16 protein-coding genes and 1 pseudogene are annotated in these 13,491 nt (G+C 43.9%); 10 read left to right on the forward strand and 7 right to left on the reverse strand.

Annotated elements, in window-relative coordinates:
• The first annotated feature begins 6 nt into the window (after positions 1–6).
• From fabF to HDC91_RS20170, 3 genes and pseudogenes are all read left to right on the forward strand, one after another.
• The gene (gene fabF / locus HDC91_RS11385; RefSeq protein WP_162429587.1) at positions 7–1,260 is read left to right on the forward strand and encodes a beta-ketoacyl-ACP synthase II; all 1,254 of its coding nucleotides are present in this window, start codon (positions 7–9) and stop codon (positions 1,258–1,260) included.
• A 9-nt stretch (positions 1,261–1,269) separates the two neighbouring features.
• Entirely contained in the window at positions 1,270–1,995 is a 726-nt protein-coding gene (rnc, locus tag HDC91_RS11390) for a ribonuclease III (protein ID WP_183552128.1), read from the forward strand.
• An 18-nt stretch (positions 1,996–2,013) separates the two neighbouring features.
• Positions 2,014–2,205: pseudogene (locus tag HDC91_RS20170) on the forward strand (four helix bundle protein); the annotation flags it as partial.
• Positions 2,206–2,239: 34 nt separating this feature from the next.
• On the opposite strand, the gene HDC91_RS11400 reads toward HDC91_RS20170, so the two are convergent.
• On the reverse strand, positions 2,240–2,977 hold the full coding sequence (locus tag HDC91_RS11400; RefSeq protein WP_221262171.1) for a hypothetical protein: 738 nt from the start codon (positions 2,975–2,977) through the stop codon (positions 2,240–2,242).
• A 205-nt stretch (positions 2,978–3,182) separates the two neighbouring features.
• Between HDC91_RS11400 and HDC91_RS11405 the strand changes: the two genes are divergently transcribed.
• The 6 genes from HDC91_RS11405 (at position 3,183) to HDC91_RS11430 (ending at position 6,576) form a co-directional block, all read left to right on the forward strand.
• Positions 3,183–4,058, forward strand: a complete 876-nt coding sequence (locus tag HDC91_RS11405) for a YicC/YloC family endoribonuclease (RefSeq protein WP_255476709.1) — start codon at positions 3,183–3,185, stop codon at positions 4,056–4,058.
• Positions 4,059–4,152: 94 nt separating this feature from the next.
• Positions 4,153–4,722: a guanylate kinase gene (gene gmk, locus HDC91_RS11410; RefSeq protein ID WP_183552149.1), complete on the forward strand. Its 570-nt coding sequence runs from the start codon at positions 4,153–4,155 to the stop codon at positions 4,720–4,722.
• A gap of 117 nt (positions 4,723–4,839) precedes the next feature.
• Positions 4,840–5,412, forward strand: a complete 573-nt coding sequence (nadD, locus tag HDC91_RS11415) for a nicotinate (nicotinamide) nucleotide adenylyltransferase (protein WP_183552152.1) — start codon at positions 4,840–4,842, stop codon at positions 5,410–5,412.
• Between the two features lie 28 nt (positions 5,413–5,440).
• The gene (locus HDC91_RS11420; protein ID WP_183552155.1) at positions 5,441–5,620 is read left to right on the forward strand and encodes a hypothetical protein; all 180 of its coding nucleotides are present in this window, start codon (positions 5,441–5,443) and stop codon (positions 5,618–5,620) included.
• Positions 5,611–5,925, forward strand: coding sequence for a type II toxin-antitoxin system RelE/ParE family toxin (locus HDC91_RS11425; RefSeq protein WP_183552158.1), 315 nt, complete (start codon positions 5,611–5,613; stop codon positions 5,923–5,925). Before HDC91_RS11420 ends, HDC91_RS11425 begins: the two co-directional genes overlap by 10 nt.
• Positions 5,926–5,976: 51 nt before the next feature.
• Entirely contained in the window at positions 5,977–6,576 is a 600-nt protein-coding gene (locus HDC91_RS11430; protein ID WP_202925366.1) for a tRNA-(ms[2]io[6]A)-hydroxylase, read from the forward strand.
• On the opposite strand, the gene HDC91_RS11435 is transcribed toward HDC91_RS11430, so the two are convergent.
• The 6 genes from HDC91_RS11435 to HDC91_RS11460 form a co-directional block, all read right to left on the reverse strand.
• Complete coding sequence (locus tag HDC91_RS11435; RefSeq protein ID WP_183552161.1) at positions 6,577–8,175, reverse strand: FAD-dependent monooxygenase; 1,599 nt, start codon at positions 8,173–8,175, stop codon at positions 6,577–6,579.
• Positions 8,176–8,180: 5 nt separating this feature from the next.
• Complete coding sequence (locus tag HDC91_RS11440; protein ID WP_183552164.1) at positions 8,181–8,891, reverse strand: SAM-dependent methyltransferase; 711 nt, start codon at positions 8,889–8,891, stop codon at positions 8,181–8,183.
• A gap of 55 nt (positions 8,892–8,946) precedes the next feature.
• Positions 8,947–10,203, reverse strand: coding sequence for a pyridoxal phosphate-dependent aminotransferase (locus tag HDC91_RS11445; protein WP_183552167.1), 1,257 nt, complete (start codon positions 10,201–10,203; stop codon positions 8,947–8,949).
• A gap of 158 nt (positions 10,204–10,361) precedes the next feature.
• Positions 10,362–11,096, reverse strand: a complete 735-nt coding sequence (locus HDC91_RS11450; RefSeq protein WP_162429596.1) for an acyl-CoA desaturase — start codon at positions 11,094–11,096, stop codon at positions 10,362–10,364.
• A gap of 157 nt (positions 11,097–11,253) precedes the next feature.
• Complete coding sequence (locus HDC91_RS11455) at positions 11,254–11,715, reverse strand: PA2169 family four-helix-bundle protein (protein WP_183552169.1); 462 nt, start codon at positions 11,713–11,715, stop codon at positions 11,254–11,256.
• 160 nt (positions 11,716–11,875) lie between these two features.
• Positions 11,876–12,556 (reverse strand): hypothetical protein, encoded by a 681-nt coding sequence (locus tag HDC91_RS11460; protein ID WP_183552172.1) that lies wholly within the window; start codon positions 12,554–12,556, stop codon positions 11,876–11,878.
• A 222-nt stretch (positions 12,557–12,778) separates the two neighbouring features.
• Between HDC91_RS11460 and HDC91_RS11465 the strand changes: the two genes are divergently transcribed.
• A complete protein-coding gene (locus HDC91_RS11465) occupies positions 12,779–13,411 on the forward strand; it encodes a hypothetical protein (RefSeq protein ID WP_183552175.1) in 633 nt (210 codons plus the stop codon).
• Positions 13,412–13,491 lie beyond the last annotated feature (80 nt).

Genomic DNA, 13,491 nt, shown 5'->3' on the forward strand with positions numbered 1-13,491 from the left:
TGTTAAATGGAGTTTAAAAGAGTTGTAGTAACCGGGCTTGGAGCGCTTACTCCAATTGGTAATACTGTTCCGGAATATTGGAACAGCCTTATTAATGGGGTAAGCGGCGCTGCCTTAATCAAAAGTTTTGATGTTGAAAAATTCAAAACTAAATTTGCCTGCGAAGTAAAGAATTTTGACGCGGAAGCGTTTTTGGGCCGCAAAGAGGCCCGCAAACTTGACCCGTTTGTTCAATACGCTTTATTTTCGACAGAAGAAGCCGTTAAAGATGCAGGTTTAGATTTCGAGAAACTGGACACCAGCCGTATTGGTGTTATCTGGGGATCGGGCATTGGCGGTTTAAAGACATTTTTAGACGAGGTTGTAAACTTTGCCAAAGGCGACGGTACACCCAAGTTTAATCCTTTCTTTATCCCCAAAATGATAGCCGACATTGCACCAGGCCATATATCTATTAAATATGGCTTACGCGGGCCGAACTTTACTACGGTATCCGCTTGTGCTTCATCAAACAATTCGCTTATTGACGCTTTTAACTACCTGCGCCTTGGTAAAGCAAACATGTTTATTACCGGCGGGTCCGAAGCTATTATAAATGAAGCGGGTATTGGTGGTTTTAACGCAATGCATGCCTTATCAACCCGCAACGATGACCCGGCAACTGCCTCGCGTCCGTTTGATCTGGACAGGGATGGTTTTGTGGCCGGCGAAGGTGCAGGCACTATTATTTTAGAAGAATTGGAGCACGCCCTAAAACGCGGTGCAAAAATTTATGCTGAAATGGTTGGCGGCGGCATGAGCGCCGATGCTTACCACATGACAGCCCCCCACCCCGAAGGTTTAGGCGCATCGCTGGTTATGAAGGCAGCGTTAGAAGACGCAGGCTTAACACCCGCCGATATCGATTACGTTAACGTACACGGTACATCTACCCCAATTGGCGACCCCCAGGAAGTAAAAGCTATAACAGATGCTTTTGGCGACAGGATATACGATATCAATATCAGCTCAACAAAATCAATGACCGGCCACTTACTTGGTGCGGCAGGCGCTGTTGAAGCAATTGCCTCGATATTGGCAATTCAGAACGATATTATCCCGCCAACCATCAACCATTTTACCGATGACCCCGCTTTTGACCCTAAAATTAACTTTACATTTAACACCGCTCAAAAACGTGTGGTTAATGTAGCACAAAGCAACGGTTTTGGCTTTGGCGGTCATAATGCATCGGTAATATTTAAAAAGTACCAGCAATAATTTCGTTGGATGCCAATTAGTCGCTTTTATAAGTTATACCTTTCGCCCAATAGAAAATATGTTAAGGTCTTAAAAAATTTGCTCGGTTTTGTACCGGGCAATTTGTCGTTATACCGGTTGGCATTTCGCCATAAATCGGTTGCCCAAAACATAAAAAAGGGAGTAAAAAACAGCAATGAGCGCCTCGAATTTTTGGGAGATGCGGTATTAGGCAGCGTAGTTGCCGAAGTGCTTTTTAAGCTATACCCTTACGAAGATGAAGGCTTTTTAACAGAGCTGCGATCAAAGATCGTGAGCCGTAATAACCTTAACCAGCTTGCCCGTAAGCTGGGTTTTGACAAACTTATAGAGTTTGATACCAAAATATTAAATGCCGGAAGGCAGGGCTCGCTGCTTGGCGATGCCTTTGAGGCGCTGATAGGCGCTGTTTACCTGGATAAGGGATACGATTTTACCCGCAACTTTTTGGTGAACCACATCATCAAATCGCATATTGACATTCATACCCTTGAGCAAACCGAAACCAATTTTAAAAGTAAACTGATTGAGTGGTGCCAGCGACATGGTAAGGACATTAGCTTTGATGTAATTGAGAACCAGGAAGGCGAAAGCACCAAGCTGTTTACCGTTCAGGCCAGTGTAGACGGCGAAATAATGGGCTCGGGCAAGGAATTCAGTAAAAAGAACGCCGAAAAACTCGCCGCCGAAAAAGCCTGTACTGCACTGGGGATATAGCTCCAATGCCATGGCCGCTTTCATTATCTCGATGCATCAAAATTTCTAATAACTGCCCGAGGGTCGGCCTCAGAAACTATAGATCATCTTATAATAGCCTTAGATAATAAGTTAATTAATAACCAAATTTTTGAAGAATTAAAGGCTCAATGCGAAGAGTGTTCTAAAATGATCAATGGCTACATAAATTATCTAAAAAGTAAGGCATAACTTTACCAATCTCTAATCTCCCGCCTCCAATCTCTCAATATAACTTCTGCAAAGTAGGCCGGTCGCCGTTTTTCTTGAAGTATTCGTACTGGGTTTTTATTTTTTTGATCAGGTCGTAATCGCCCCAAACTTTTAGGTCTTCAAATGACGGGCGATAGTATTCCATAAATCTGGTCACTGTTGTGCTGTCGGCATCTGTAAGGCCTGTGGCACGCATTACAAAGGGCCTGTTATACCTTTTATCCACTTCGGTAGCTTCCAGTTCCTTTTTGGTAAAGGCGGCAAAGCGGCGCATATTACGGGCATCCTTGCTAAACAATTCGCGCAGGCCGGTAAGCGGCGAACCGCCTATAGGTAAAAAAATAGTAGCCGGTGGCTTACCATCAAAGTACAGGCCCTTGCTGCGGTAATCGTCTAATATTTCACTAAGTTCCTGCCTTTTTGTTTGCCCTACAATACGTACCTCGTTCAGCTGCACCTCAGGCTGCATATAAACCACCATTCCGTAATTGGTAGCTTCCTGCTTTTGCTGTGTGTAACCCCTTTTGGTGAACAGTAGCGTATCGCCAACATTGGCGCTGATGCTAAAGCCGCCAAGCTGGTCGCCAATGGCAACGCCCTTGGTGCGCAGGTTGGTAATAAATACATCGGCGAGCCGCTCGGATGAAATGCGCTTGTAAATAGCCCCCTTTATGATCACCTGCTGCGCAGATGCACAAAATACAAAACAAAGCAGGCTGATTAAAAAGGGTATAATAAACTTCAAGGGCATTTATATTAAACGCGGTAAACTTATAAAATGTATAGCTGTTAAAATGTGAAAAAATGTTAAAGTTGGGGTTAGTCCGCAGTCCGAAGGTCCGAAAGGCGACTATCGTGCTGATCTTTGCCCACATCCATCTCTTCATACCTCAGGACTTCCGCACTGCGGACTTCCGACTTCTTCCAACTTTCGGACTAAAAACATATCTTTGCACATGATAAAATCCATGACAGGGTATGGAATTGCCAGTTTTGACTCCGGCAGAATAAAGTATACCGTCGAGATCAAATCCCTGAACAGTAAGTTTCTTGAGCTTTCCCTGCGATTACCAAAAATATTTTCTGAGAAAGAATTTCAGCTGCGTAACGATTGCAGCAAGCAGATAGAACGTGGTAAGGTAAATCTTTCTATCAACGTAGAACAGGCAAACGCCAACGTAAAGGCAGCCGGCATAGACCGCGATTTGCTTAAACATTATTACAACCAGCTGAAAAGCGTAAGCGACGAACTTAACGAGCCGGGCGGCAACCTGCTGCAGTTAGCCTTAGGTTTGCCCGAGGTGGTTAAATACGAAGAAGATACCGTATCTGACGATGAGTGGAAACTGGTTGAAAAAACCTTTCAGCAGGCGATGGCCGCTTTTCAGCAGTTTAGGGCAGACGAGGGTAAGGTTTTAGAACAGGACATTAAGATGCGTATTGGCATCATCCTTAAAAACCTGGAACTGGTTGAAGTTGAAGAACCTAAACGCGTCCCCGTAATCCGCGAGCGTTTAAACCAGTTTTTAAGCGACGCCGTGGGTGCCGATAGTATCGACAAAAACCGCTTTGAGCAAGAACTGATATATTACATTGACAAGCTGGACATAACGGAAGAGAAGATACGCCTGAAAGCGCATTGCGAATATTTTATAGAAACGCTGAAAAACGCCGACGCGAACGGTAAAAAACTGGGTTTCATTTCACAGGAGATAGGTCGCGAGATAAACACCCTCGGCTCAAAAGCTAACGACGCCAACATGCAAAAACTTGTGGTGGGTATGAAAGAAGAACTTGAAAAAATTAAGGAACAATTACTAAATGTGTTGTAAGATGTTGTAAGGTCGGAGTGTTGTATACGGTTGGAAGGTTAAACTCAATCAGCTTACAACATTTAAACTTTGTAACCTTCCACTTTCCAACAAAATGAAAGAAGGTAAACTTGTTATATTCTCGGCCCCATCGGGTGCAGGAAAAACCACCATCGTACATCACCTGCTCAGTCAGATACCCGACCTGGAGTTTTCCATTTCTGCTACTACCAGGCCAGCACGTGGCGAAGAGGTACACGGCAGGGATTATTATTTTATTAGCAAGGAAGAGTTTTTACACCGGATAGCCAAAAAGCAATTTGTTGAGTTTGAAGAAGTTTACTCAGGCACTTTTTACGGCACCCTGCGTACCGAAATAGAACGCATTTGGGCAAAAGGAAAAACGGTAATTTTCGATATAGACGTAGAAGGGGGTATGCACCTGAAGCGCAAGTATGAAGACCAGGCGCTGGCTGTATTTGTTCAGCCGCCATCACTTGAAGTTTTGATAGAGCGCTTGACCGGCCGCGGGACCGATAGCCCCGAAAAACTGCAGGAACGCTTCGCAAAAGCTGAAAAGGAGCTGAATTATGCCCCGCAGTTTGATGTTATCCTGAAAAATTACGATCTTGAAACAGCTTGCAAAGAGGCTAAAGAGTTGGTAACCAATTTTATTGGTTCATAGGCAATGGTTGATTGTTCATAGCTGTTAACAGCCATCTTGATAATGAGAAAAGAACTTACAACTATATTAGCTAATATCCGTTCGCTATGATCCATGAACGATTAACCATCAACAAACATGAAGATAGGTTTACTATTCGGTTCGTTTAATCCTATACACATAGGGCATTTAATTATCGCCAATTATATGGCAAACCACACTGCGCTTGATAAGGTATGGCTGGTGGTATCGCCGCAAAACCCCCTTAAAAAATATGGCGACCTGATAAACACTTACGACAGGCTGGAGATGGCTAAACTGGCCACGGATAATGCAACCAACATTAAAGTTAGCGATGTCGAACTCAGGTTACCGCAGCCATCATACACTATTGACACACTTACACATTTAAAAGAAAAGTACCCGCAGCACGAGTTTGCCCTTATAATGGGTTCAGACAACCTGGCTACTATACATAAATGGAAAAATTATAAGGTAATACTGCGCGATTATCAAATATTTGTGTACCCGCGCCCGGGGTATGAAAATGCCGAATTTGCATCGCATCCTTCGGTAACTATAACCATGACCCCCTTGATGGAACTGTCGGCAACCTTCATCCGTAAATCTATAGCCGAGAAAAAGAATGTGCAATATTTTGTACCTGATGCTGTTTTAAAATTTATAGAGAGCAAAAGCTTGTACAGGTAATTTTGTATATTTATAAAAAGGAATGAGTATGCTAACTAAGGATAAGGTAAAAGAGCTTGTTGACCACATGCCGGATACGTTTTCGGTTGATGATTTGATAGAACAAATAATCATATTGCAAAAAATTGAGATTGCCCGAAAACAGATTGAAACTGGAGAATTCTTAACTGAAGAAGAATTAGATGCTGAGATTGAGAAGTGGGACTAACGATTACTTACTCCGATATTTCCCGGCGAGATCTGCGCGCTATTTATAATTTCATCCGGCGAGATTCTTTGTTCTATGCAAAAAAAGAAATAAAGGAAATCCGCTTAGCTATAACCAAACTTAAATTAAATCCATTATTGGGGCGCAGGTTTGAAAAATTCGATGATGAACTAACGCGTGAACTCATATTTAAAAATTATCGGATTATTTACGATATAGTTCCTGATAAGCGGATAAATATCCTTTCCATTCATCACCATGCGCGCAGTCTAAGCAACAACCCGGCTTTTATTCCCGAAGATTAAGCTTCTGCTTTACCCTTTCTGCTTTCAGCCTCATCACCTATCTTTGTACCCGTGAGTGAGAAAACGATCCTTAAACTTCAGTTACCAACCGACCCGTTGTGGGTTAAAAATGTGGTAGAAAGCAATATTGAAGAGCTTTTAACCGATCATGCTTATTGCGAACAGAAAGCGGCAACCAATGCCATCACGCTTATTGTGCAAAACCCAAACCTGAGCGATATGGTGCAGGAAATGATAGCCCTTGCCCAGGAAGAAATGGACCACTTTAAACGCGTACACGAAATATTACTGCAGCGCGGCTTTACGCTGGGCAGGGAGCGCAGGGATAATTATGTGAACGAGCTTAGAAAATTTATTATCGTAGGTGGCGGCCGCGAAGCGCAACTGATAGACAGGCTGCTATTTTCGGCAATGATTGAGGCACGCAGCTGCGAGCGTTTTAAAGTGCTGTCTGAAAACATAAATGACAAGGAGTTATCCGAGTTTTACCACGAACTGATGATAAGCGAGGCTACACATTACGCCATGTTTTTACGCCTTGCTAAAAAACATGCTGTTGAAATTGATGTGGATGCCCGCTGGGCGGCGTTTTTAGCCTATGAAGCGCAGGTAATTCAAAATTATGGCAAAGGCGAAACCATACACGGCTAATTAACCAATAACGCCCACTATGTTGCGCAGGTAGTTATTCATCATTTCGATATCTACGGCATCGTTTATATAGCCAATGTGGATATCCGGCCGAATGATGAGTGCCTTGCGGGTACCGGTTTTCACCTCAAACACATCAAAAATATGCTGGTTATTTTCTGATGGCGGCAAGTGGAAGAAATTAATATTGCCGTTGTAATCCTGCGTAATCCATTTGGCCAGGGTAAACAGGAAGCTTTCTTTTATTTCGCCAAGTGTAATAAGGGTAAACCCCGGCTTGTTGCACCAGGCATGTATATCGGTTTTAGCTTTTTTCTTCTCATCATATATCTCCAGGTATGGCAGGCGGTCCCCGGCCTTTATTTTACCCGAATGCCCTAATTGAAGGTTTATTTTGCTGTCGCGATAGCTAATGCCAGTTTGCGATACCTGTTTAAAAAAGTATCCGCGCATGCTTTCGTTTTTCCACACCAGCTTTAGGGCGTTTGGTATAACGTATCTTTTTAACAACCGGCTAAACCAGCTGCGCGAGGTAATGACATTAAACATACGGTCGGTAGTATTAAGCAGATCTTTAGCAACCGGCATGCGTTCGGCAGCATAGCTGCCCAGTATATCCTCTTTTATCTGACCATTAACAACCGCGGCCAGTTTCCAGCCAAGGTTATACGCGTCCTGTAAACCCGTATTCATGCCCTGCCCGCCTACCGGCGAATGGATATGCGCGGCGTCTCCAATTAAAAAGCAGCGGCCATCGCTAAATTTTTCGGCCATGCGGTGATGTAACTTGTAGGTGGTAAACCAGTTAACATGCTCAACCTCTATAGCGGCCCGGGTAATACGCTCTAATTCAGGCAGCACATCGTCCAATTGCAGATCCTCCCTGTCCTCCAGTCCGTCAGGTAAACTGGCAACTACCCGAAAAGAGCGCTCTTTCGGCATGGGGAAGAAACCCGCGAAGCCGGACTTGCCTATAAAAAGGTTCACCTGCCTGCCATCCATGGCGCTTGCCAGTTCAATATCTGCAAGGTAAAATTTATGCTGGTAAGTATCCCCGGTAAAAGGAATGCCCAGTTGCTTGCGAACCACACTATGCGCGCCATCGGCACCTATAATGTAATCGCAGGAGAGTTGGAAGGTAGTATCGCCATTTTGCAAACCAACTTGCAGCGTATTATTATTCCGCGTTAGGCTGGTTAGTGTCGTTTCCCAATAAACGGGGCAGCATGCTGCGGTTAAGTATTCCAGCAGCGCGCGTTCGTTCTTGCTTTGTGGATATAGGTGTATAAAAGGGAACAGCGTTTGAGGTTCGCCCATGTCTTTTAATGATATCGACACGAGTTGCTCGCCACCCATATTAAAAGCCAGGCCGCCCGCCTGTTTACCTTCGCTAATGATCTTATCTACTATGCCCAGTTGCCGATAGATCTCAAGCGAACGGGCCTGCACAGCCAGCGCTTTAGATTGATTAGTGGGGCCTTGCTTGATATCGATAATCACGGGCTGCACACCGTTGCGAAGTAATTGCGCGGCCATCATCAACCCCGACGGCCCGGCGCCAACTATCAGTATGCTGGTATGTTGGGGCACGCTTATCATTTCATTTACGCATGGAATAATAAAAATATGGCTGGCCGCTTCCGCAGATCAGGCACCTGCTTTTGCCATTCGGCTATAGGCATGGTTTTGATAAATTCTGTTGGGGCGGTAATATCGCAGGCAATACAAAGCCTTGTGTTTGGTTTACAGCTTTTCAATATTTCCTGCAGCATGCTATCGTTACGAAAAGGCGTTTCGATAAACAGCTGGGTTTGCTTGTTTTTCTCCGCAAGGCTTTCCAGTTCTTTTATGCGTTTACCGCGCTCCATTTTATCTATAGGCAAGTAACCATGAAAGGTGAAGCTTTGCCCGTTAAATCCTGATGCCATCAGCGCCAATAAAATAGAGCTTGGCCCCACCAGTGGCACCACTTTTATACCTTTACGGTGCGCTTCGGCAACAATATCTGCGCCGGGGTCAGCTATACCGGGACAGCCTGCTTCGCTCATGAGGCCGACATCATTCCCGGCAACCAATCCTTTAAAAAATTCCTTTAACCCGGCACCGCGGTTATGTTTTCCGTAGTCGTGGATAACCAGTTCGCTTTGCGGGGTTTTTAACCCGGCCAGCTTTAAGAACCGGCGGGCGGTCTTCTCATTCTCTACAATATATTCTTTTAAACTATTAATGGCTTCTACCAGGTAAGGCGTAAAAGATTGGGCCGCGGCTTCGTCTGCAAGCGGTACAGGTATCAAAAACAGGGTTCCGTAGGCCATATGTATATTATAAATGCAAAAAGAGACGCGAAGTTTCGCGTCTCTACTTTTTTATCTATTTCAATTTTGCAAGCGCTTCGCGGATACGTGGTATCATTTGCTGTATTTCGGCCAGGGTACTTGCCCCTACCGATGCCCTGAACCAGGTTATCTCTTCGCCGGTACCAAAAGCCGAGAACGGCACAAAGGCAACGCCTGCTTCTTTTATAAGGTAAAAATTCACATCGGCGCTGTTTGCAAGCACTTTGCCTTCGGGCGTGGTTTTGCCGGTATAATCAACCCTCACGGTTAAATAAATGGCGCCCATCGGCTCAATCGAATCTACATTGAACCCTTCAGCCTTCAATTGCTGAAAGCCTTCGTGCAGGGTGCTTAAGCTGGCCTGGATATCACCTTTTAGCTTATCAAGGTATGCATTAACATAGCCGTCGTTCTTCAGGTATTCGGCCATGGCCACCTGCTCAGCCTTAGGCGACCATGCGCCCATGTGCCCAACTATGGCTTTCATATTGGTAATTATTTCCGCCGGGCCAAAACCCCAGCCCACACGTACGCCGGTAGCCGCAAAACATTTCGATCCGCCATCAATAAATACGGTGTAGTCCTTCAGTTCGGGGCGCAAGGTTACCGGGTCGTAATGTTTGCATTCGCCAAAGGTAAGCTGCGAATAGATCTGATCGTATAATAAATACAAAGGTTTTTCATCCGCGCCACGGCTTTCGTTTTCGGCAATCACCAGGTCGCATATCTCTTCCAGGTCCTTTTTACCAAACATGGTACCCGTTGGGTTTAGCGGCGAGCATAAGGCCAGCAGGGTAGCGCCTTTTAAATGCGGGGCGATTTCGGCTGCCGTAGGCATAAAATTATTTTCGGCGCGGGTTTCTACCAAAATAGCTTCGGCACCGGTCAGGTCGCAATAGTGGTTATTGTTCCATGAGGGTGTAGGGAAAACTACCTTATCGCCCGGATCAACCAGCGCCAGGTAAGTAGAATATATAAGCGGGCGCGAGCCGCCTGAAATCAGTATCTGGTTAGCGGCATACTCCAAACCCATCCTGCTTTTCAGGAAAGCCGAAACGCTTTCGCGCAGGCTAAGCATGCCATCGGCAGGTGGATAGTTGGTTTGGTTGCGGTTATACGCGTCTACAATACCATCTTTAAGTTCGGTTGGTATGGGATAAATATCAGCATCAAAATCGCCAATGGTTAGGTTGGCAATGTTTTGTCCCTGTTTTTTTAATTCGTTTATTTCGCCGGCTATTTTAATGATCTCCGAACCGTGTAAATTTTGTGCTAATACTGATACTTTCATCGATAGAATTTTACGAACGGCAAAGATAGCGTTATTAGGGGGAAAGGGCAACAGAGCGGAAAGCAGAAAGGCCAAAGCAAAAATTGCTTTATTAAAAAAGCGAAAAGCAATATCAAAGGATATTGCTTTTTGCTTTCTCTGCTTTAAGCTTTTTACTTTTATAAATAGGCTTTCCTCAGCCTGATGATGCGGGCCCAGTGCATCAGTTTCATGATGGGGTAAACCGGATCAATCTCGAACCACCTGGCACCGAAATTGGCGCTGTTAGGCCGCTTGTGGTGATTGTTCTGGAACAACTCGCCAAGCATCAGAAAGTCAAACGGGGTTGTATTTTTTGATTTATCGTTATTATCAAAATTTGAATAACCATACTTGTGGCCGCACCAGTTTACAATAGCGCCGTGTAAGGGCCCCATGATAAAGTGAATAGGTATCAGCAGGTACATCCACCACTGTGTAGCAAATACTACATAAAAAGCGATATAAAACAAACCGAATATTATGCGCGATACAATGGACGAGCCAATATAATCTAAAAACTTCCACTCCGGATAGTTCCCTTTAAAGCGTTCTTCGGGCTCTTTAAGTTTCTTTTCGTGTTTACGGTAGCTCACAGCAGTATAATACATCATTTGGAAAACATCCTTAAAAAAATGCGGCGAGTGCGGATCCTTCTCGGTATCGCTGTAAGCATGGTGTTCGCGATGCATAATAGCATAGGCACGCGGGTTTAGGTACGAAGATCCCTGGAAAAGGAAGGTCATAACATGAAAGGTGCGCTCAAAAAATTTATTGGTGGTAAACATTTTGTGTGAAGCGTACCTGTGCAGAAAAAAAGTTTGGAAGAACAGTGATAAAAACCAGTGCCCAAGGAAGAAAATTAATATGATCACAAAAATTTAATTAACGTAGATTTACTATTTATAATGATTACAAATATACGATTTTAAAGGCTATTTAGTTCCATTATTAAGGTTAAGTAATGTCATAAACATTAAAAAGCCGCCCAGCTTTCGCTAAACGGCTTTAAAAAAATGAATTTATCCAGGCTTAAACCTGGCTGTCTCTAAGGGCTTTGATGGTATCGTGTCCCTGGTTTATCAATTGCTGCTGTTGTGCAACTATCTGGCTGTGTTGTAATGACAGGCCGTTATCAGGTGATAAAGCATCGCGGTACGCTTTTTTAATAGCATCCTCGCCACGTTCACATTCTTCCAATATACTTTTACGGTCGTGGCCGCTAAATGTCGCTTTAACATCAAGCCATGCGCGGTGTATGGTTCCGGTTGCACTGTTACCGGTTTCAACCTCGCCCCCGGCCTGGCCCACTGCAGCGCTTAACTCTTGTACATTGCGGCGGCTATCACTTGCAAACTGCTCAAAAATTCCTTTCAGGTCGCTGTCGCTCCCGTCTAATTCCTTAGCAGCGCGGTCAAACCCGTCTATGCGGTCGTTATTAATTTCTATCAGGTCGTTTAAAACTTCAATTGATTTTTCTGTGGTAGTTTCCATAGTAGTTTCTATTATTTATTTACTACTACAGTGCAACCACCATGCCATGTTTAATCTAAAATTAAAAAAATTACAAAATAGCTTGTGTCAAAGACAAGTTCCTTTAAATAACAAAAGGCCTTTGAAAATATCAAAGGCCTTTTGCTTACATTACAGGAATTTATTTAATACTGTAGTTTAACAACTTTGATGTAGCTACCAGACCGAAAAAGTTGGTATCCGTTTCTATCAGGCCAACACCTTTGGCCAAATAATAATCATAAGTTCCAAAATCTTCAAATCCGGCACCCAGATCGTACTGAATGATAACTTGTGTATGCACAACGTTTTTATACGTTTTGCCAAGTACCACTTTAGTCACATCTTTTTCTATGATCTTCCCTTTAGTACGCGCCGGCACGCCATTAATATATCCGTTCGGGCTCATTTTGGCGGTCCATTCGCCCTCCACAGGCAAACTGGCATCCAGGTAATGGAACTCTACAACAGTGCCGCTCTCTATCGTTGCCCCTTTGATTTTGTAATTGTGGTCGTCAACATAGTAATAAGCGGTTTCTTCGGCACGGCCTGTGGTGGCGCTTTTTACCTCAAAATAGTTAACGCCATCTAACGGCGTTATCACGCCTGTCATATGGATTTCCGAGTTAGTTTTAACGCCATTACCCGGGTCGCTTACATAGGTCCAGCTGGTGCCCTTCGAGGTAGGCATATAGCTATCAGCAAACTTATCGGTTTCAGAATTGCCATTAGCCTCATAGCCTGTAAAATCGATCGGGTCTTTTTTACATGAGCTGACCAGTAACAAAATGGCGGGGAACAGGACGAGTAAATATTTTTTCAAACAGTTTAATTTAAGGGTAACAATTTGCCATAAATATAAATAAATACGGGCGTTGTGCAAAGGTTTAACCATCGCCAAACAACCCGCCCTACACTTATCAGGTGTTACACCTTTCAATTATGATATACGTATTATCACGCATATAAATATACCTATACGCAGGGATTGCCGCAAAATATTGATTGCCTGAACTTTACATTCATAAACTAAACACTAAATATTATGAAGAAGTTATTACTAAGCGCTGTATTTGCATTGACACTTTGCTTTGCTGCAAAAGCGCAAGACGAAACCGTAACTGAAAACCCCGGAGAGGTTAAAGAAACCAAGGCTTTAACTATTGATGAATTGAAAGCGCAGCGCGCCGAACTGGTAGCAATGCTAAAGTCAGAAGAGTTTCAAAAAGTGCTGGCTAAAGCCGACGCGCTAAAAGCCCCAAAAGATGCCGGCATTGCGGGTGTAGATGCGCTGGCCGGTATGGTTACAACAATGTTGACTCAGTTAAAAGAAAACAGGCAACTTATACCACAAATGTATGCCAGCGTAACCGGACAAACCATCGACGGCCTGCCTACAACCGAGGTTAAGCCATTATCGCCCGATCAGTTAATGAATTTCTCGAAATTGTGTCTATCGATGGGTTCAAACCTGCTTAAATCTTCAAAAGACCTGATCACGCTGCCGGGCGAGATCAAAAGCGCCGGTCTGATGAAAGGCATTAAAGGCTTAAAATCATTAATGTACATCAAAAGCAGTATAGGTGCATTAAAACAGGAAATCTCTTTCAATTCAAAAATGATAAACAACCTTATTGCTACTAATAAATTAGCAATGGCTGCCAATACAACCAAATAAAGTTTCTTTTATTTAGTTTTAAGAGGGTGCTGCACGGGGGGTGCGGCCCCTCTTTTTTGTTATAGGCCTGCTATTATCCT

It is taken from the genome of Mucilaginibacter sp. AK015, from assembly GCF_014200785.1.
Classification (GTDB): Bacteria; Bacteroidota; Bacteroidia; order Sphingobacteriales; family Sphingobacteriaceae; genus Mucilaginibacter.